Genomic DNA, 18,764 nt, shown 5'->3' on the forward strand with positions numbered 1-18,764 from the left:
AGACGAGGCAGATCGATTCAGCTTGGCAGTCGTGCGCTGACGAGGCACAAACTGCGGTGCTGGCGGAGCTGAATGAGGGTGTGAGAGGTTTTCATAAGCTCAACCCTAACCGCCGGGGTGAAAGATGGCAAGCAGTCGAGAAAAATTGAGAGAAGTTCTGTTATCTGCGTAGGAAACGAGATTTTGTGCTTGTTTATAAGGTGAGGGCTGGTTTTAATTGCGCGCCCATTATCGAGCGCGCAATCGGACGGTTCAGGGTTGGAACGCGCCGATAAAGATTGCCGGGTCGACCCGTGCATCGTTCAGGCTGACATTCCAGTGCATGTGCGGTCCGGTCGCACGGCCCGTTGAACCGACCTTGCCGACCACTGCGCCGCGCGTGAGTTGATCGCCCACTTTCACGTCGATCTTCGACATGTGGCAGAACATGCTGATAAAGCCCTGGCCGTGGTCGACGAACACCGTATTGCCGTTGAAGAAGTAGTTACCGGTGAGAATCACCTTGCCGTTCGCCGGGGTCTTGATTGGAGTGCCCGCGGGTACGGCGAAATCCAGGCCGGAATGCGGATTGCGTTCTTCACCGTTGAAGAAACGGCGTACGCCAAACTTGCTCGACAGCGGCCCGTTCACCGGTTTATCCAGCACCAGGTTGCTCGGCAGGTTCGGGTTGAAACTGCGGTAGGCCTTGAGCTGCACCGCCAGTTCGCCTTCGATGCGCTTGAGTTGCGCCGGTTCAGGGTTTACCTGGCTTTTGTTTTTCAGGGTGATGCGCTGTTCCGGGTACTTCTTGTAACCGACGATAAACGGCAGGCTGCGCCCGCCGCTGCTGAGGCGCTCGTTGCCCGGTTTAACGGTCAACGGGATGCCGACAATCGCCAGCCAGTTGTCCGCCTCCTTCACCACCAGTACCGGTTTGCCTTGATAGGTGGCTTTCGGCGCTGCCGCCGAGGGGCCGAGTTCTACGACTGCAACGCCACCCGGCACGGGTTTGTTCAAGGTGCGCGTGATATAGCTGTCGGCCTGGGCATTTACGGCGAGGCACAGCAGCATCAACAGACTAAAGAGACGTGGCATTAATCAATCCAATAACGAAAGGGTGACGGGTGTCAGGTGGTTGTCTTCCACCCGCACTTGCAATTGGCCCTCACCGAGACGCGCGGTGAGGCGCTGGCCGGTGTGGGTCTGCGCGGCGTTGCGAATGGCCTGGCCGCGTTCGTCCAGCAGGATGCTGTAACCACGGCCCAGGGTCGCCAGCGGGCTGACCACCTGCAGCGTCTGCACCTGGCTTTGCAGTTGCAGGCGCCGCGCCTTGAGGCCTTCGCGCATGGCGCGGGGCAGGCGTTCGGCGAGGCTGTCCAGGCGCTGACGCAGCAGGGCCAGTTGGCGGCCGGGGTGTTGGCCGGCAAGACGGGTTTCCAGGCGGATCAAGCGTTCGCGCCGGGTATTGAGGCTGCGCTCGAACGCACGGCGCAGGCGCATGTCCAGGTCATCCAGGCGCTGGGCCTGTTGGCGCAGACGCTCGCCAGGGTGACGCAGACGTCGGGCCATGCCTTCCAGGCGCAGGCGGTCATGGCTCAGGCGATTGCGCATCAGCATCACCAGGCGACGGTGCAGGTTTTCGACTTGGCGTACCAAGTGGCTGGCGTCCGGCGCGAGCAATTCCGCCGCAGCGGATGGGGTAGGGGCGCGGACATCGGCGACGAAATCGCTGATGGACACATCGGTCTCATGGCCAACGGCGCTGACGATCGGTGTGACGCAGGCGTCTACCGCGCGTGCCACGGCCTCTTCGTTAAAGCACCAGAGGTCTTCCAGCGAACCGCCACCACGCGCCAGGATCAGCGCATCAAAGCCCCGTGCGTCGGCGAGTTTCAGCGCACGTACGATCTGCGGGATGGCTTCGCGGCCTTGCACGGCTGTGGGGATCAATGTCAGCTCAACGTTCGGTGCCCTGCGGCGGAACACGCTGATGATGTCGCGGATCACCGCGCCGGTTGGCGAGCTGATAATGCCGATGCGCCGAGGATGCGCCGGCAGCGGCACTTTACGTTCAGCGCTGAACAGACCTTCGGCGCTGAGCTTTTCTTTCAGCGCATCGAACGCCAGGCGCAACGCGCCATCACCGGCCGGTTCAACGGTATCGAGGATCAGTTGGTAATCACCCCGGCCTTCAAACAGCGAGACCTTGCCACGCACTTTCACCGCCAGGCCATCCTTCAGCGCCTGGCGAACCCGCGCGGCGTTATTGCGAAACAGCGCGCAACGCACCTGGGCGCCGCTGTCCTTGAGGGTGAAATACACATGGCCGGAGGCCGGGCGGGCGAGGTTGGAGATCTCGCCTTCGACCCAGATATTGGTGAACACGTCTTCCAGCAACACCCGCGCGCGGCCGTTGAGCTGGCTGACAGTCAGGACTTCGCGGTCCAGGCCCAGTCGGGCAAAAGGATCTTTAATCATGGGCGGCAGTTTATAGGCATTCGCGCAGTGTTTGACAGAATTGCTCCACCAGCGCACTTGGCGCCTGCGCGCAGGCGAGGGCCACGGTGCTGAGGCAGTCCGGGTCGGCCAGGGGCAGAAAGTGCACGTTGACCGGGGCGATGTCCCGCATGGATTTTGGTAACAAGGCAATACCGAAGCCCGCCTGGATCAGCTGCAACTGGGTGGTCTTGCGGGACATCACCCGCGCGGCCTTGGGGAAAAATCCCGCGCGCATGCACAACTCGGCTGACAGATAACTCAGGCCGCCGCGCTGGGGATGGGGGATCGAGATAAACGCTTCGTCCTTCAATTGCTCCAGTTCGATAGGCGCATTGCTGCGCGCCAGCCCATGATTCGGCGGCACCGCCAGCAACAGTTGCTCGCTATATAAAGGCACGACTCGCACGCCTTCGCGCTGGCGCAACACGGGCAGGCGCAAGAGCCCGACGTCCAGGCGTCCGTCGGCGATCTCTTCCAACTGCGCTTCTGAAGACAGTTTAACGATGTCCATCGACACCCCTGGGCAGCGTTCCAGCCATGTGCTGATACCTTGCAGCAATGGGCCGCTCATCGGCACGGTGCTCGAATGGCTCAGGCGCAGCGTGCCCAATTCGCCATTACCCACTTGGGTTGCCATCTCGCTGGCCTTGAGTAATTCGCTCAGCAGGTTGCGGGCTCGGGGATAGAAGGCTTCACCCGCAGCCGTGAGTCGCGGCTGGCGCGCCATGCGTTCGAATAACGGGGTTTGCAGGTGGGTCTCCAGCTCCTTAATCTGCCGGCTCAGCGCTGACTGCGCCACAAACAGACGCTCGGCGGCGGCAGTGAAGCTGCCGCTGTCGGCGATTTCAACGAAGTAGCGCAGTTGGCGGGTGGAAATCACGCGTCATGCCTTTTCGAGATGGGTGGATGGCTTTGAAGATATTAGTCGCATCGCTCACCGCTGGCTAAAGTGATTGCCATCTCTAATAAGGAATTACCCATGAGCCCGGTCGAGTTGATGAGCCAGTGGTCGTTTGATGGTATGGATTGGTTGGTCATCGGCCTGGGCATCGTTGTGGCCTATATCGTATTTGGCATCGCCGGCTTTGGTACGGCGTTGGTGGCGGGGCCACTGCTGATCCTGTTTATGCCACTGTCGAAAATCATCCCGCTGCTGGTGCTGCTGGATTTTGTCGCGGCCTTTGGCAACCTGCTGCAAGCGCGGCGTGATGTGAACAAGCCGGAACTGCTGCGGTTACTGCCGTGCATGGCGATGGGTTGCACACTGGGCGTGGTGTTTTTGCTAAACCTGCATTCGGACCTGTTATTGCTGCTGATGGGCCTGTTCATCAGTGCCTACGCTCTCTACAGCCTGGCGGTAAAGGCGCGGCCGGCTCAGCTGGCGGCGGGATGGTCGATTCCGATGGGCACCGTGGGCGGGTTATTTGGTGCGTTGTTCGGCAGTGGCGGCTTTCTCTACGCGATCTATCTGAATAGCCGCCTGCCCAAGGACGCGGCGCGCGCCACCCAGAGTGCGTTGATCAGTTGCAGCACGGTGGTGCGCCTGAGCTTGTTCCTGATTGCCGGGGTGTATGCGGATTTGCCGTTGTTGATGTTGGCGGTGTGCCTGTTGCCGGCGATGGCGCTTGGGCTGTGGTGTGGGCGCAGGTTGACGATGCGCATGTCCCGTGAAGCGTTTGTAAGATTGGTGACCTGGCTGGTGCTGGCGAGCGGTATTGCCTTGATCGGGCGCTACCTGAGCACTTGACCTCATTTCTTCAGGGATTAAGCTGCCAGCCTTCAGGGCCTCATCGCGGACAAGCCCGGCTCCCACAGTTGATTGCGATTAAATGTGGGAGCCGGGCTTGCCCGCGATGGCGCCAGTAGCCACACCGCAGGACTCTCATGAATTCCCAAAGCATCCTTGTCCCCAAAATCTCCACCTTGCCCGTCCACGAACCCCGCGCCCGGGCGATCGTGCGCTGGCTGGTGCGCAAGAACATCATCAAGGAAGAGCTGACCACCTGTGGCCGCACCGGCAACCGCATGGCCTACGCCCTGGCCGATGGTGCCCGCGCCGTGGTGCTGCACCCCGAGGCGCTGCCGTTCAACGAGCCGATCAACGGCCTGGAAATCATCTACAAGCGCTGCATCTACACGCCGGCCAAGGGCTTTCTCGAAGAAGCCGGCTGCCCGGAATGCCGCAAGGAAGTCGGCGAAGCCTTGTTCGACAGCCTGGAAGATTGGATGCCCGGCCACACCGATAACTTCACCTGCCCGCTGTGTGGGCATGAAGACGACATCAATGGGTTCCTGTTCCTACAGGAATGCGGGTTTTCCAACCTGGGATTCATTTTCAACAACTGGGCGGAGGCGGGGTTCAAGCAGAGCTTTATCGACGAATTTGCCGATTGGCTGGACCAGAAGATGAGTTGGGTCAAAGTCGAGCTTTAACCCTTCTATCAGTATTACCAAGTTTGTCAGAGTTTTACATTGAGCCCGACAGGGTGCATGTATATAATGGCGCGCTTCCATTTTCCCGCTCGGGAGCCCCCGCGATGCTGCGTATCAGCCAAGAAGCTCTGACATTCGACGACATTCTCCTAGTGCCCGGTTATTCCGAGGTGCTTCCTAACGAAGTCAGTCTCAAGACCCGCCTAACCCGTGGCATCGAGCTGAATATTCCCCTGGTTTCCGCTGCCATGGACACCGTCACTGAAGCCCGTTTGGCAATCGCCATGGCTCAGGAAGGCGGCATCGGCATCATCCACAAGAACATGACCATCGAGCAGCAAGCTGCCGAAGTGCGCAAGGTCAAGCGTTACGAAGCTGGTGTGGTGAAAGATCCCATCACCATCGAAGCCGACGCTACCGTGCGTGACCTGTTCGAACTGACCCGCATGCACAACATCTCCGGCGTTCCGGTGTTGCACGATGGCGACCTGGTCGGCATCGTCACTTCCCGTGACGTGCGTTTCGAGAACCGCATGGAAGTCACTGTCCGCGACGTGATGACGCCTAAAGAGCGCCTGGTCACTGTCCGCGAAGGTGCCGACAAGAATGATGTGCGCGAATTGCTGCATAAAAACCGCATCGAGCGCGTGCTGATCGTCGACGACAAATTCGCCCTCAAGGGCATGATGACCGTCAACGACATCGAAAAAGCCAAGGCTTACCCGCTGGCGAGCAAGGATGACCAAGGTCGTCTGCGCGTTGGCGCCGCCGTCGGTACCGGTAAAGACACCGGTGACCGCGTTTCGGCCCTGGTCGCTGCCGGCGTTGACGTGGTGGTGGTCGACACCGCCCACGGTCACTCCAAAGGCGTGATCGACCGCGTGCGTTGGGTCAAACAGAACTTCCCTGATGTACAAGTGATCGGCGGCAACATCGCCACCGGCGCAGCGGCCAAGGCCCTGGCTGAAGCGGGCGCCGATGCAGTCAAGGTCGGTATCGGCCCTGGCTCGATCTGCACCACCCGTATCGTTGCCGGTGTGGGCGTGCCGCAAATCAGCGCCATCGCCAACGTCGCCGCTGCCCTTGAAGGCACCGGCGTTCCGTTGATCGCCGACGGCGGCATCCGTTTCTCCGGTGACCTGTCCAAGGCCATCGTTGCCGGTGCTTCCTGCGTGATGATGGGCTCGATGTTCGCCGGTACTGAAGAAGCGCCAGGCGAGATCGAACTGTTCCAGGGCCGTTCCTACAAGGCTTACCGCGGCATGGGTTCGCTGGGCGCCATGTCCCAGGCGCAAGGTTCTTCCGACCGTTACTTCCAGGACTCCTCGGCAGGCGCCGAGAAACTCGTCCCGGAAGGCATCGAAGGCCGTGTGCCGTACAAAGGCACACTGAGCGCGATCATCCATCAACTGATGGGCGGCCTGCGTTCCTCGATGGGCTACACCGGCAGCGCCGACATCGAAGAAATGCGCACCAAGCCAGAGTTCGTGCGGATCACCGGCGCCGGCATGGCTGAATCCCATGTCCACGACGTGCAGATCACCAAGGAAGCGCCAAACTACCGCGTAGGTTGAGGCTTCCAGCAAAACGTTAAGTAACCGGGGCTGTTCTTTCAGCCCCGAGTTGTTTCTGATTCATTAGACGAGACTGACTTCATGGCCCTCGACATTCACGCCCACCGCATCCTGATCCTCGACTTCGGTTCCCAGTACACCCAGCTGATTGCCCGCCGCGTGCGTGAAATCGGCGTGTACTGCGAACTGCATCCGTTCGACATGGACGACGAAGCGATCCGCGAATTCGCACCTAAAGGCGTCATCCTCGCCGGTGGCCCCGAGTCCGTGCACGAAGCCAACAGCCCGCGTTGCCCGCAGGCTGTATTCGATCTGGGCGTGCCGGTCTTCGGTATTTGCTACGGCATGCAGACCATGGCCGAGCAACTGGGCGGCAAGGTCGAAGGGTCCGAGCTGCGTGAATTCGGTTATGCCCGTGTCGACGTGGTCGGCAAGAGCCGCCTGCTGGACGGCATCGAAGACCACATCGACGCCGACGGCCTTTTCGGCCTTGATGTGTGGATGAGCCACGGTGACAAAGTCACCAAGATGCCGGAAGACTTCCATATCCTGGCCAGCACGCCGAGCTGTCCGATCGCCGGCATGTTCAGCGACGAGCGCCGTTACTACGGCGTGCAGTTCCACCCGGAAGTGACCCACACCAAACAAGGCGGCCGCATCCTGTCGCGCTTCATCCTCGACATCTGCGAGTGTGAAGCCCTGTGGACGCCGTCGAAGATCGCTGAAGACGCCATCGCCAACGTGCGCGCCCAAGTCGGTACCGACAACGTACTGCTCGGCCTGTCCGGCGGTGTTGACTCCTCCGTGGTTGCTGCGCTGCTGCACAAAGCCATCGGCGACCAGCTGACCTGCGTCTTCGTCGACAACGGCCTGCTGCGCCTGCACGAAGGCGAGCAAGTGATGGCCATGTTCGCCGAGAACATGGGCGTCAAGGTGATCCGCGCCAACGCCGAGGACCAGTTCCTCAACAACCTGGCCGGCGAGTCCGACCCAGAGAAGAAGCGCAAGATCATCGGTCGCACCTTCATCGACGTCTTCGATGCCCAGGCCAAACACCTGGACAACATCAAGTACCTCGCCCAGGGCACCATCTACCCCGACGTGATCGAGTCGGCCGGCGCCAAGAGCGGCAAGGCCCACGTGATCAAGTCCCACCACAACGTGGGTGGCCTGCCTGAGGAAATGAACCTCAAGCTGGTAGAACCGCTGCGCGAACTGTTCAAGGACGAAGTCCGCCGTCTGGGCCTGGAACTCGGCCTGCCGTACGACATGGTCTACCGCCACCCATTCCCAGGCCCGGGCCTGGGTGTGCGTATCCTGGGTGAAGTGAAAAAGGAATACGCCGACCTGCTGCGTCGCGCCGACCACATCTTCATCGAAGAACTGCGCAAGGCCGACTGGTACCACAAAGTCAGCCAGGCCTTCGTGGTCTTCCAGCCAGTTAAGTCGGTTGGCGTAGTAGGCGATGGCCGTCGTTACGCATGGGTTGTGGCCCTGCGTGCCGTAGAAACCATCGACTTCATGACTGCGCGTTGGGCACACCTGCCGTACGAACTGCTGGAGACTGTCAGCGGCCGTATCATCAATGAGATCGAAGGTATTTCGCGCGTGACGTATGACGTGTCGAGCAAGCCGCCGGCGACGATTGAGTGGGAATGATCCTGCGTTAGCAGGTAAATGCTGAACAACAAAACCCCGGCCATGTGCCGGGGTTTTGTGTTTATGGCATGTAAGTCTTTGGTCAAAAACCGTATCAGATAAACAATACTCAGAATGAAATGCATCATATAGGGTGCATAAATTCAGATTTATCTATTCATGCAGTATATGGGGGGCATTTTGATATGGAAGAGTTAGGCAAATTGATCCGTAGCCTCCGTAAAACAGCGGGCCTTTCACAAAGTCAGCTTGCGCACCGTCATGGCATGAGCCGCTCCACCATTTCGGGGGGCGAGAACAACACGATCTCCGAAGTGGGAATTCGCAAAGTCGAAGCGATCCTCGAGGGCTTGGGGTACGAATTGACCGCCATACCAAAACGTCGGCGCAAAACCCTCGATGAATTGAAATCAGTAAGCTTCCATGATGAGTCAAAGGGATCGGTTGTATATCGGCGAAGCACTCACCCAGAGTTCGCGGCGGTAGGAGAGAAGATGACTGCTGCATGGACGGCAGGGCTGGCAAAAAGTATCGCAGTGCAATGATCTTCCCGGTTGATGCTTACCGCCGCGCAATATCCGAAAAGTAAAACTTATCCAACGTATGCCGCGACTCGGTGTACTCGAACTGCCGACCATCCTGCAAAAACGTCTGGTTGCTCACCACGATCACATGGCTCTGCCCTTCGAGGTCGAGGTGTGCCTGGTCGTCCTTGCCGCGTGGCAGGGCTTCGATGGTGCGTTGGGCGTAGGCAATTTGCAGCTGCAAAGTCTGTTCGATAAACGCGTAGATCGACTGTTCGGCAATCGAGCGGTCCAGGCCGGGGATCACATCAGCGACGAAGTGGTTGATGTCGAGGATCACGCGTTTACCGTCGATGCGCCGTACCCGTTTGATGCGGGTGATCAGCGTACCGGGCTCTGCTTCGATGTGCTGCAGCAGTGAACCCTCCAGTGGGAATTGGGTGAACTCGACCACTTCAGTGCGTACGTCGTCGCCCAAGTCGGCGTGGGTTTCGTGGAAGCTGACGATGCCGCCGAGTTGGAACTCAATCGGGTTAGGCGACAACACGAATGTGCCCTTGCCATGGATTTTTTGCGCGAACCCACGCTCCTGCAACTGCTCGATGGCGCGGCGCACGGTGCCTCGGCTGGCTTGGTAGCTGTCCATCAGTTCGGTTTCGGAGGGAAGGCGCGTGCCGCGCTGCAGGCGTTCGGTGGTGATGCTGGCAAGCAGATCCGTGTAGATCTGGTTGTATTTGCTCATGGGGATGGCTCTTTGCCGGGGTTGCGGTCAAGGCAGGAACCTTAGTGGCAGAGAGGGGGTTTGTCCATTAGACCCTTGGATTTATGCGGCTTGCAGCGATGCGGTGGCCTACAGGAAATAAACAAAATCAAACTCGTACAGACGAGTTGTTGCTTTAACTCGTACAGACGAGTACTTTTGCCCCTGGCGTGCTGCCAATGACTGCCCCTCAAATAAAAAAATCAAAGTGGAAAACAAGCATGAGCCACGACTATTCGAACATTGCCCGCGAGATCCTCGAAAACCTCGGGGGCCGTGACAACCTTGAGCAAGCTGCCCACTGCGTGACCCGCCTGCGCCTGGCGCTCAAGGACCCGAGCCTGGTCAATAGCGGCGCGCTGAACCAGGTCGATCTGGTCAAGGGTTCGTTCTTCACCGGCGGCCTGTTCCAGGTGGTGATCGGTCCCGGCGAAGTGGAAAAGGTCTACGCCGCCCTGCGCGAACAGACCGGTCTCGCCGCCGCCACCATCGCCGATGTGAAGAAGAAGGGCGCCGACAAGACCAACGCTATGCAGCGCCTGGTGCGGGTGTTTTCCGATGTGTTCATGCCGATCCTGCCCGCGCTGATCATCGCCGGCCTGTTGATGGGCGTGAACAACCTGATGGGCGCCAAGGGCATGTTCATCGAGGGCAAGACGCTGCTGGAGGCCTATCCGAACCTGGATGGGCTGTGGAGCTTGATCAACCTGATGGCCAACACCTCGTTCATGTTCCTGCCGGCGCTGGTCGGCTGGTCGGCGGCCAAGCGCTTCGGCGGCAGTGAAATCCTTGGCATTGTGCTTGGCCTGATGCTGGTGCACCCGGACCTGCTCAACGCTTGGAACTACGGCAAAGCCGTGGCCGGGCTCGACGGCCAGAGCCTGCCGTACTTCGATATTTTCGGCTGGTTCCAGATCGAAAAAGTCGGCTACCAAGGGCAAATCCTGCCGATCCTGATGGCGGCGTATGTGATGAGCGTGATCGAGAAATGGTTGCGGGCGCGGGTGCCCAATGCGATTCAACTGCTCGTCGTGCCGATCACCACCATCGTCGTTACCGGTGTGCTGGCCCTGGCGATTATCGGCCCGGTGACCCGTCACCTCGGCATCCTGATCACCGAAGGCGTGGTCACCCTGTTTGACCTGGCGCCGATGGTCGGCGGGGCGATTTTCGGCCTGCTGTATGCGCCGCTGGTGATCACCGGCATGCACCACATGTTCCTTGCCGTGGACCTGCAACTGATCTCCACCCAGGGCGGCACCTTTATCTGGCCGATGATCGTCATGTCCAACCTGGCCCAGGGCAGCGCCGCGCTCGCGGTGTTCTACATGAGCCGCAATGCGCGGGACAAAAGCATGGCTTCGACTTCGGCAATTTCGGCGTATTTCGGCATCACTGAACCGGCGATGTTCGGGGTGAATTTGCGCTTCAAGTTTCCGTTTTATGCGGCCCTTGTTGGCTCGGCGCTGGGCAGCATTTTCCTCGCGCTGAACAAGGTGCAGGCCTCGGCCATTGGGGTGGGGGGCTTGCCTGGATTTATCTCGATCGTGCCGCAATCCATCGCGGTGTTTGTGATCGGCATGGTCATCGCGATGGTGGTGCCGTTTGTTTTGACCTGTGCGTTGAGCATGAAGATTGTTCGGCCCGGATACAGGGTCGCCTGAACTACCTCCTTCGCGAGCAAGCCCGCTCCCACATTTGAAATGCGTTCCCCCTTGTGGGAGCGGGCTTGCTCGCGAAGAGGCCCTCAAGGCCAGCACAAAAATCAACTGAAGGAACCCACCATGCAAAACTGGCAACACTCGGTGATCTACCAGATCTACCCCAAAAGCTTCCACAGCCACGCGGGTAACGCCACCGGTGACCTGCTGGGCATCGTGGACAAACTCGATTACCTGAAATGGCTGGGCGTGGACTGCCTGTGGATCACCCCGTTCCTGCGCTCGCCGCAACGCGACAACGGCTATGACATCAGCGACTACTACGCCATCGACCCGAGCTACGGGACCATGGCCGACTGCGACCTGCTGATCAGCGAAGCGGCCAAACGTGGCATCAAGCTGATGCTGGATATCGTGGTCAACCACACCTCCATCGAGCACGAGTGGTTCCAGCAAGCGCGCAGCAGCCTCGACAACCCGTACCGGGACTTCTACATCTGGCGCGACCAGCCGAACAACTGGGAATCCAAGTTCGGCGGATCGGCCTGGGAATACGAGGCGCAAACCGGCCAGTACTTCCTGCACCTGTTCGACCACACCCAGGCCGACCTCAATTGGGACAACCCGCAGGTGCGCACCGAGGTGTTCAAGCTTATGCGCTTCTGGCGTGACAAGGGCGTGGGCGGTTTCCGCCTGGACGTGATCAACCTGATCTCCAAGCCCGTCGACTTTCCCGAAGACAACAGCGACGGCCGCCGTTTCTACACCGACGGCCCGAATGTGCACGAATACCTGCAGGAAATGCACCGCGAAGTCTTCGAAGGGCATGACCTGATCAATGTCGGCGAGATGTCATCCACCAGCCTCGAACACTGCATTCGCTACTCGCGGCCGGAGTCGAAAGAGCTGTCGATGACCTTCAACTTTCATCACCTGAAAGTGGATTACCCGAACCTGCAGAAGTGGGTGAAAGCTGACTTCGATTTCCTGCAACTCAAGCAGATCCTCTCCGACTGGCAAATGGGCATGCAAGCCGGTGGCGGCTGGAACGCGCTGTTCTGGTGTAACCACGACCAGCCACGGGTGGTTTCGCGTTTTGGCGATGACGGCGAGCATCGCGTGGTCTCTGCCAAGATGCTCGCCACCGCGCTGCACTTCCTCCAGGGCACGCCGTTCGTGTACCAGGGCGAAGAGCTGGGCATGACCAATCCGGGCTTCGACAGGATCGAGCAGTACCGCGATGTGGAGACGCTGAATATCTTCCGCCTCAAGCGCGATGCCGGCGAGTCCGAGGCGTCGAGCATGGCGGCGATTATGCAGAAGTCGCGGGACAACGGTCGCACGCCGATGCAATGGAATGCCGAGGAAAATGCGGGTTTCAGCGCCGGCGAGCCCTGGATCGGTATTCCGGCAAATGCTTCAACGATCAATGTCGAAAGCCAGCAGGATGACCCGGATTCAGTGCTGCATCACTACCGTGCGCTGATTGCCTTGCGGCGGCATGAGCCTCTGATCCAGGAAGGTGTTTACCGTCAACTGCTGCAAGACCACTTGCACGTCTGGGCGTACCTGCGCGAAGGCCATGGCGAGCGCCTGCTGGTGCTGAATAACTTCTACGGCACGCCCTGCGAAATCCAACTGCCGGACACCGTGATCAATCCGGCAAGTGAGCAACGCCTGCTGATCAGCAACTACCCCGACTGCCCGCAACGTACCGCCACGGTGACGCTGCGCCCTTACGAATCGTTTGTGCTGCACCTCAAGGACTGAGACCCGTTGTAACCCCGTGTGGGAGCACGGGGCGCTTTGAAAAAACATAATAAAAATATCGGAGTGCTTTATGAAAACAACAATAAAGCTGGGCCTCGTTGCGTCCTGTTTAAGCCTGCCTATTGGCGCTCAAGCTTTGGAATTTGCCGGTTACGTGCGCAGTGGCGCGGGGACTTCAACGGGCAGCGGCCCACAGCAGTGTTTCCAACTGCCGGGGGCGCAAACCAAATACCGCCTGGGTAACGAATGCGAGCAGTACGGCGAACTGGAGTTGCGCCAGGATCTGGTCACCCTCGACGACGGCTCGGTGCTCAGCGTCGATGCCATGGCGTCGCTCTACAACAAGTACGACCGTGAACTGAAGTTCCAGGGCGAGAACAACGGCACCGCGCGCATGCCGCAGATGTATGCGCAATGGTCCAACCTGCCCAGCCTCAATGGCGGCTCGCTGTGGGCCGGTCGGCGTTACTACAAGCGTAACGACATCCATATCTCCGACTTCTACTACTGGAACCAGAGCGCCACGGGCGGGGGCATCGAGGACGTGCTGATCGGCGACCTCAAGTACAGCTACGCGATTTCCCGCAAGGACAACCTGTACCAGAAGGAATACGCCACCCGTCACGACTTCAACGTCGCGGGCTTCAAGACCAACCCCGGCGGCGAGCTGGAACTGGGCTTGAGCTACATCGAAAAAGCGGGCGGGCGTGACACCAACAGCGGCTGGGCGATCACCGCGCAGCACGTGCAAAAGCCTTTCCTGGGCGGCAAGAACAAGTTTGCCTTGCAGTACGGCGAAGGCCCCGGTACTGGCTTGGGTTACACCGGCAATACCTTCCTGAATAAGAGCAGCAAAAGTTACCGCGCCGTCGAGTTTTTCGACTGGCAGGTGACTCCGCGTTTCGGTGGGCAGATCGAGGCGGTGTACCAGAAGGACATTCGTCCCGGCAGCCAGGATCAGACCTGGATGTCCCTCGGTGTGCGCCCGGCGTACGCCATCAGCGAGCAGTTCAAGCTGGTCACCGAGCTTGGGCATGATCAGGTCGACGCCAGCGGCGGCACGCGCAAGCTGAGCAAATTTACCTTCGCCCCAACCTGGTCGCCCAAAGGCCCGGATTTCTGGGCGCGGCCGGAAGTGCGCTTGTACTACACCTATGCAACGTGGAACGAAGCGGCCAAGCGCGCGGCGAATGAATGGGCGGCGGGGTCGGCGTTGTCCGATACCGGCTCCTACGGCACGGCACGGCATGGGTCGAACGTTGGTGTGCAAGTTGAATACTGGTGGAAATAGCGCGAACTCATGTGAATGCGCTTTGTGTGGGAGCTGGCTTGCCTGCGATGCGGGCGACTCGGTCTTTCAGGAAACTGAGGCGATGCTAGCGCAGGCAAGCCAGCTCCCACTTTGGAACGTCGTCGTCCTGGGGTTTGCATTAATCCAATGATTTTTACAGAACAAAACAGCAGGTGAAGCCATGACCACAACTCAACCCCTGGAACTGCTGGCGCCCTTGTCGGGTGTGCTGCTGGCGTTGGACAAGGTGCCCGACCCGGTATTCTCCAGTCGCCTGATCGGCGACGGCCTATGCATCGACCCCACGTCGCAGACCCTCTGCGCGCCACTAGCCGGGGTGATCAGCAATATCCAAGACAGTGGGCATGCCATCAGCGTCACCGACGACAACGGCGTCCAGGTGCTGATGCATATCGGCCTGGACACCGTGAACCTGGCGGGCCAGGGCTTCACCCGGCGGGTGCAGGAAGGCCAGCGGGTGGAGGCCGGGCAAGCGCTGATCGAATTCGATGCCGATTATGTGGCGCTCAATGCGCGCAGTTTGCTGACCTTGATGCTGGTGGTCAGCGGCGAGCCGTTTACCCTGTTGGCGAACGGTCTTGTGGAGGTCGGCCAGCCGTTGTTGCAGTTATCCCCAAGTGAAACGGTTGAAGCGCTGGACGAGGAGGCGGGCGATGCGCTGTTCTCCAAACCGCTGACCTTGCCCAACGCCAACGGTTTGCACGCCCGCCCTGCGGCGGTGTTCGCCCAGGCGGCGAAGGGTTTCAATGCGAGCATCTACCTGCACAAGCAAACCCAGAGCGCCAATGCGAAGTCGCTGGTGGCGATCATGGCGTTGCAAACCGTGCAGGGCGACACCTTGCAAGTGAGCGCGGCAGGGGAGGAGGCCGAGGCGGCGATCAACGCGCTGGTGGCCTTGTTGGCTGAAGGCTGTGGCGAGGCGGTTGCGACCGTTGCTGAGCCGGTTACGGCGGAATTGTCGGCAACGTTGTTGCTGGGCGTGTGTGCATCACCGGGTTCGGCGTTTGGCCAGGTCGTTCAAGTGACCGAGCCTGAGCTGGCTATCATTGAACAAGGCACGGGTGAAACGGCTGAGCATGCCGCTTTGGCGCGCGGCCTCCAGGCTGCAAACGAAGCGCTGCAAGCTCTGCAAGACAAGGCCGCCGGCAGTGCCCAGGCAGAGATCTTCCGCGCTCATCAGGAACTGCTCGAAGACCCGACCTTGCTGGAACAAGCCCACAGCCTGTTGGCTGACGGCAAGAGCGCCGCATTTGCCTGGAACAGTGCCACCGTCGCGACGGCCCAACTGTTCCAGGGCTCAGGCAATGCCCTGCTTGCCGAACGTGCGGCAGACCTGGCCGACGTCGGCCAGCGCGTGCTGAAACTGATCCTCGGCATTCAAGACAGCGCGTGGGACTTGCCGGAACGCGCGATCCTGATCGCTGAACAACTGACGCCGTCGCAGACCGCCAGCCTGGATACACGCAAGGTGTTGGGTTTTGTCACGGTCGGCGGCGGCGCGACCAGCCACGTCGCCATCCTCGCCCGCGCCCTGGGTATACCGGCGATTTGCGGCGTGTCGGCCCAAGTGCTGGCGTTGGCCAATGGCAAACAGGTCCTGCTCGACGCCGACAAAGGCGAGCTGCACCTGAACCCCAACCCGGCCGAGATCGAACACCTGGAAGTAACGCGCAAACAACAGGCTCTGCGCCATCAGCGCGACGTGGCGCACGCGTCTCTACCGGCAACCACTCGCGATGGCCATCACGTCGAAGTCACCGCTAACGTGGCTTCGTTGACGGAGGTGGAACAGTCCTTGAGCCTCGGCGGGGAAGGCGTCGGCCTGTTGCGCTCGGAATTTCTCTACCTGGGCCGCAACCGCGCACCGAGCCCCGACGAACAAGCGGCGACCTACACCGCGATCGCCCGTGCCCTGGGCCCCGAGCGCAACCTGGTGGTGCGCACCCTCGACGTTGGTGGCGACAAACCGTTGGCCTATGTGCCCATGGATGCCGAGACCAACCCTTTCCTTGGTTTGCGCGGCATCCGCCTGTGCCTGGAGCGCCCGGAGCTGCTGCGCGAACAGTTCCGCGCGATCCTCGCCAGTGCCGGTTTTGCGCGGCTGCATATCATGTTGCCGATGGTCAGCCTGCTGTCGGAACTGCACCTGGCGCGCGCAATCCTTAAAGAGGAAGCGCTGGCGCTCGGGCTCACTGAACTGCCGAAGCTGGGGATCATGATTGAAGTACCGTCCGCCGCGCTGATGGCGGATGTCTTCGCGCCCCATGTGGATTTTTTCTCCATTGGCACCAACGACCTGACTCAATACACCCTCGCCATGGACCGCGACCACCCGCGCCTGGCCAGTCAGGCCGACAGTCTCCACCCGGCGGTATTGCGCTTGATCGTCACCACGGTCAAGGCCGCGCATGCCCATGGCAAGTGGGTCGGCGTGTGCGGTGCGTTGGCGTCCGAAGCGCTGGCGGTGCCGGTGCTGATCGGGCTGGGTGTGGATGAGTTGTCGGTCAGCGTGCCGTTGATCCCCACCATCAAGGCCACCGTGCGTGAGCTGGACCTGGCTGACTGTCAGGCCATCGCCCGCCAGGTGTTGGGGCTGGAGGACGCCGTCCAAGTGCGTGAGGCCCTGCGCCAGTATCACGCGGCTACCGTTGAAACCTCACCTGTCGTGGAGCTTTGAGCATGTTCGAGAAATTGCAGCAGGCGTTCTGGAAGGCCCTGACGCCGGATTTGATTGCCGAGACGGTAGCGCCGCCGGGTTTGTTGTCGGCTGATGTGCTGAGGGCATTGGGTGGCGCGGATAATCTCAAGTCGCAGCAGCGGATGGCACTGACGCGGGTGCGGGTGCAGTTGCAGGATGCGGCGAAGCTTGATGCGCAGGCGCTGAAGGTGGCGGGTGTGCCGGGCGTGATGGTGTTGGCCGGTGGGGTTGTGCACCTGCTCACTGGCCTGAACTCGGTCTAGAGATCAAAGGAGATCAATGTGGGAGCCGGGCTTGCCCGCGATAGCGGTGTGTCAGGCGGCGGATATTTCGACTGACGGGCCGCCATCGCGGGCAAGCCCGGCTCCCACAGGATTTTGTGGCGTTTGGGAGAGTGTATTTACAACGGCTGGTTATCTTCCGGCGGCTTGGTCTTGTCCACACCCGGCACATGCAAATTGCCTTCGACCACCTGGTTGCCTTCCAGCTGCGGCTGGGTCACCCAGGTAAGAATGTCGTAATACCGCCGGATGTTCGCCACGAAATGCACCGGCTCACCGCCGCGCGCATAACCATAGCGCGTCTTGCTGTACCACTGCTTCTGCGACAGGCGCGGCAGCATCTTCTTCACATCCAGCCACTTGTTGGGGTTCAAACCTTCGCGCTTGGCCAGCGTGCGTGCGTCTTCCAGATGGCCGGTGCCGACGTTGTAGGCGGCGAGGGCGAACCAGGTGCGATCCGGCTCGGCGATGCTGTCGTCCAGTTCATCCTTGATCTTGGCCAGGTACTTGGCGCCGCCCATGATGCTTTGCTTGGGGTCCAGGCGGTTGGACACGCCCATCGCCTGGGCGGTGTTCTGGGTCAGCATCATCAGGCCGCGCACGCCAGTCTTGGAGGTGACGGCCGGTTGCCACAGCGATTCCTGATAGCCAATGGCTGCCAACAGGCGCCAATCGACCTTTTCTTCCTTGGCATAGGCCCGGAAGTGTTTCTCATACTTGGGTAAACGCTGCTGCAGATGCTGGGCAAAGGTGTAGGCGCCCACATAGCCGAGTACATCGACGTGCCCGTAATAGCGGTCTTTGAGACGCTGCAGGGTGCCGTTCTTCTCGACCTTGTCCAGGTAACTGTTGATCTCGTTGAGCAGGCTGTTGTCTTCACCCGCCGCCACGGCCCAGCTCTGATTGCTGGCATTGCCCAGGTCGAAGGCCACGCGCACGTTGGGGAAGTACACCTGGTTCATGGCGACTTCGTTGGAGTCCACCAGGGTCAGGTCGATCTGCCCCTCGTCCACCATGCGCAGCAGGTCGACGACTTCAACGGCGTCGGACTCTTCGTATTCAATCGCAGGGTTCTGTTTCTTGAGCGCCGCCAGTTGTTCGGCGTGGGTGCTGCCCTTGAGCACCATGATCTTCTTGCCCACCAGGTCTGCCGCGTTTGTCGGGCGGGACTGGCCATTGCGGTAGATGATCTGCGGGGTGACTTCTAAATAAGGGTGGGAGAAACGCACCTGCGTCTGGCGCTGTTCGCTGCTGACCAGGCCGGCCGCCGCGAGGACCGGGCCGTTGGGCTTGCCCAGTTGGCCGAACAGGTCATCGAGGTTGTCAGCGGTCTCGATCTCCAGCTTCACGCCCAGGTCGTCGGCAAAGCGCTTGACCAGTTCGTACTCGAAACCGGTTTCACCGTTGCGGTCCTGGAAATACGTGGCCGGACTGTTTCGGGTGATCACCCGCAATACGCCATCCTCCTTGATTCGCTCGAGCGTGCTGGGTTTATCAACACAGGCGCTGAGCATCAGGAAGAGTCCGGTTGCGATGAGCCATTTGGCGCATCGCGGGCGCAAAGCAGTTGGGGAGAACATCTGCGCAGTATACGCAAACGGCCCACGGCGCCAT

14 protein-coding genes and 1 pseudogene are annotated in these 18,764 nt (G+C 60.3%); 10 read left to right on the top strand and 5 right to left on the bottom strand.

Features of this window, described 5'->3' with window-relative positions:
* Positions 1-252 precede the first annotated feature (252 nt).
* The 3 genes from BFP95_RS13630 to BFP95_RS13640 are packed head-to-tail and all read right to left on the bottom strand — an operon-like array spanning position 253 to position 3,358.
* Positions 253-1,074, bottom strand: a complete 822-nt coding sequence (locus tag BFP95_RS13630) for a M23 family metallopeptidase (protein WP_065874533.1) — start codon at positions 1,072-1,074, stop codon at positions 253-255.
* Between the two features lie 3 nt (positions 1,075-1,077).
* Entirely contained in the window at positions 1,078-2,457 is a 1,380-nt protein-coding gene (gene xseA, locus BFP95_RS13635; protein ID WP_065874534.1) for an exodeoxyribonuclease VII large subunit, read from the bottom strand.
* Positions 2,458-2,467: 10 nt separating this feature from the next.
* Positions 2,468-3,358, bottom strand: coding sequence for a LysR family transcriptional regulator (locus tag BFP95_RS13640; RefSeq protein WP_065874535.1), 891 nt, complete (start codon positions 3,356-3,358; stop codon positions 2,468-2,470).
* A 99-nt stretch (positions 3,359-3,457) separates the two neighbouring features.
* On the opposite strand from BFP95_RS13640, the gene BFP95_RS13645 reads away from it, so the two are divergent.
* The 5 genes and pseudogenes from BFP95_RS13645 to BFP95_RS13665 all read left to right on the top strand — a co-directional run.
* A complete protein-coding gene (locus tag BFP95_RS13645) occupies positions 3,458-4,225 on the top strand; it encodes a sulfite exporter TauE/SafE family protein (protein ID WP_065874536.1) in 768 nt (255 codons plus the stop codon).
* 137 nt (positions 4,226-4,362) lie between these two features.
* On the top strand, positions 4,363-4,911 hold the full coding sequence (locus BFP95_RS13650) for a sugar ABC transporter ATPase (RefSeq protein WP_065874537.1): 549 nt from the start codon (positions 4,363-4,365) through the stop codon (positions 4,909-4,911).
* Positions 4,912-5,015: 104 nt separating this feature from the next.
* Positions 5,016-6,485, top strand: coding sequence for an IMP dehydrogenase (guaB, locus tag BFP95_RS13655; RefSeq protein WP_065874538.1), 1,470 nt, complete (start codon positions 5,016-5,018; stop codon positions 6,483-6,485).
* An 81-nt stretch (positions 6,486-6,566) separates the two neighbouring features.
* Positions 6,567-8,144: a glutamine-hydrolyzing GMP synthase gene (gene guaA, locus BFP95_RS13660; protein WP_064053754.1), complete on the top strand. Its 1,578-nt coding sequence runs from the start codon at positions 6,567-6,569 to the stop codon at positions 8,142-8,144.
* Positions 8,145-8,329: 185 nt separating this feature from the next.
* A pseudogene (locus BFP95_RS13665) lies at positions 8,330-8,572 on the top strand (helix-turn-helix domain-containing protein); the annotation flags it as partial.
* A gap of 133 nt (positions 8,573-8,705) precedes the next feature.
* On the opposite strand, the gene treR reads toward BFP95_RS13665, so the two are convergent.
* On the bottom strand, positions 8,706-9,410 hold the full coding sequence (gene treR, locus BFP95_RS13670; RefSeq protein WP_065874539.1) for a trehalose operon repressor: 705 nt from the start codon (positions 9,408-9,410) through the stop codon (positions 8,706-8,708).
* A 239-nt stretch (positions 9,411-9,649) separates the two neighbouring features.
* Between treR and treP the strand changes: the two genes are divergently transcribed.
* The 5 genes from treP to BFP95_RS13695 all read left to right on the top strand — a co-directional run bounded on the left by treP (position 9,650) and on the right by BFP95_RS13695 (position 17,132).
* Positions 9,650-11,092 carry a PTS system trehalose-specific EIIBC component gene (gene treP, locus BFP95_RS13675; RefSeq protein ID WP_065910307.1) on the top strand — a complete coding sequence of 481 codons (1,443 nt, stop codon included), beginning with the start codon at positions 9,650-9,652 and terminating at the stop codon, positions 11,090-11,092.
* 120 nt (positions 11,093-11,212) lie between these two features.
* Positions 11,213-12,859 (top strand): alpha,alpha-phosphotrehalase, encoded by a 1,647-nt coding sequence (gene treC / locus BFP95_RS13680; protein WP_065874541.1) that lies wholly within the window; start codon positions 11,213-11,215, stop codon positions 12,857-12,859.
* Between the two features lie 70 nt (positions 12,860-12,929).
* Positions 12,930-14,150, top strand: a complete 1,221-nt coding sequence (locus tag BFP95_RS13685; RefSeq protein ID WP_065874542.1) for a maltoporin — start codon at positions 12,930-12,932, stop codon at positions 14,148-14,150.
* A 181-nt stretch (positions 14,151-14,331) separates the two neighbouring features.
* Positions 14,332-16,848, top strand: coding sequence for a phosphoenolpyruvate--protein phosphotransferase (gene ptsP / locus BFP95_RS13690; protein ID WP_065874543.1), 2,517 nt, complete (start codon positions 14,332-14,334; stop codon positions 16,846-16,848).
* A gap of 2 nt (positions 16,849-16,850) precedes the next feature.
* Positions 16,851-17,132: a PTS transporter subunit EIIB gene (locus BFP95_RS13695; RefSeq protein ID WP_065874544.1), complete on the top strand. Its 282-nt coding sequence runs from the start codon at positions 16,851-16,853 to the stop codon at positions 17,130-17,132.
* A 137-nt stretch (positions 17,133-17,269) separates the two neighbouring features.
* Here BFP95_RS13695 and mltF read toward each other — a convergent pair whose 3' ends face one another.
* On the bottom strand, positions 17,270-18,730 hold the full coding sequence (gene mltF, locus BFP95_RS13700; RefSeq protein ID WP_065874545.1) for a membrane-bound lytic murein transglycosylase MltF: 1,461 nt from the start codon (positions 18,728-18,730) through the stop codon (positions 17,270-17,272).
* Positions 18,731-18,764: the final 34 nt, after the last annotated feature.

The organism is Pseudomonas sp. 58 R 12 (assembly GCF_900005865.1).
Classification (GTDB): Bacteria; Pseudomonadota; Gammaproteobacteria; order Pseudomonadales; family Pseudomonadaceae; genus Aquipseudomonas; species Aquipseudomonas tritici.

Excerpts from the sequence above, each read along its gene's own strand:
- BFP95_RS13630 (WP_065874533.1), bottom strand. The coding sequence starts at position 1,074 with ATGCCACGTCTCTTTAGTCTGTTGATGCTGCTGTGCCTCGCCGTAAAT.
- xseA (WP_065874534.1), bottom strand. The coding sequence starts at position 2,457 with ATGATTAAAGATCCTTTTGCCCGACTGGGCCTGGACCGCGAAGTCCTG.
- BFP95_RS13645 (WP_065874536.1), top strand. The coding sequence starts at position 3,458 with ATGAGCCCGGTCGAGTTGATGAGCCAGTGGTCGTTTGATGGTATGGAT.
- BFP95_RS13650 (WP_065874537.1), top strand. The coding sequence starts at position 4,363 with ATGAATTCCCAAAGCATCCTTGTCCCCAAAATCTCCACCTTGCCCGTC.
- guaB (WP_065874538.1), top strand. The coding sequence starts at position 5,016 with ATGCTGCGTATCAGCCAAGAAGCTCTGACATTCGACGACATTCTCCTA.
- guaA (WP_064053754.1), top strand. The coding sequence starts at position 6,567 with ATGGCCCTCGACATTCACGCCCACCGCATCCTGATCCTCGACTTCGGT.
- treR (WP_065874539.1), bottom strand. The coding sequence starts at position 9,410 with ATGAGCAAATACAACCAGATCTACACGGATCTGCTTGCCAGCATCACC.
- treP (WP_065910307.1), top strand. The coding sequence starts at position 9,650 with ATGAGCCACGACTATTCGAACATTGCCCGCGAGATCCTCGAAAACCTC.
- treC (WP_065874541.1), top strand. The coding sequence starts at position 11,213 with ATGCAAAACTGGCAACACTCGGTGATCTACCAGATCTACCCCAAAAGC.
- BFP95_RS13685 (WP_065874542.1), top strand. The coding sequence starts at position 12,930 with ATGAAAACAACAATAAAGCTGGGCCTCGTTGCGTCCTGTTTAAGCCTG.
- ptsP (WP_065874543.1), top strand. The coding sequence starts at position 14,332 with ATGACCACAACTCAACCCCTGGAACTGCTGGCGCCCTTGTCGGGTGTG.
- BFP95_RS13695 (WP_065874544.1), top strand. The coding sequence starts at position 16,851 with ATGTTCGAGAAATTGCAGCAGGCGTTCTGGAAGGCCCTGACGCCGGAT.
- mltF (WP_065874545.1), bottom strand. The coding sequence starts at position 18,730 with ATGTTCTCCCCAACTGCTTTGCGCCCGCGATGCGCCAAATGGCTCATC.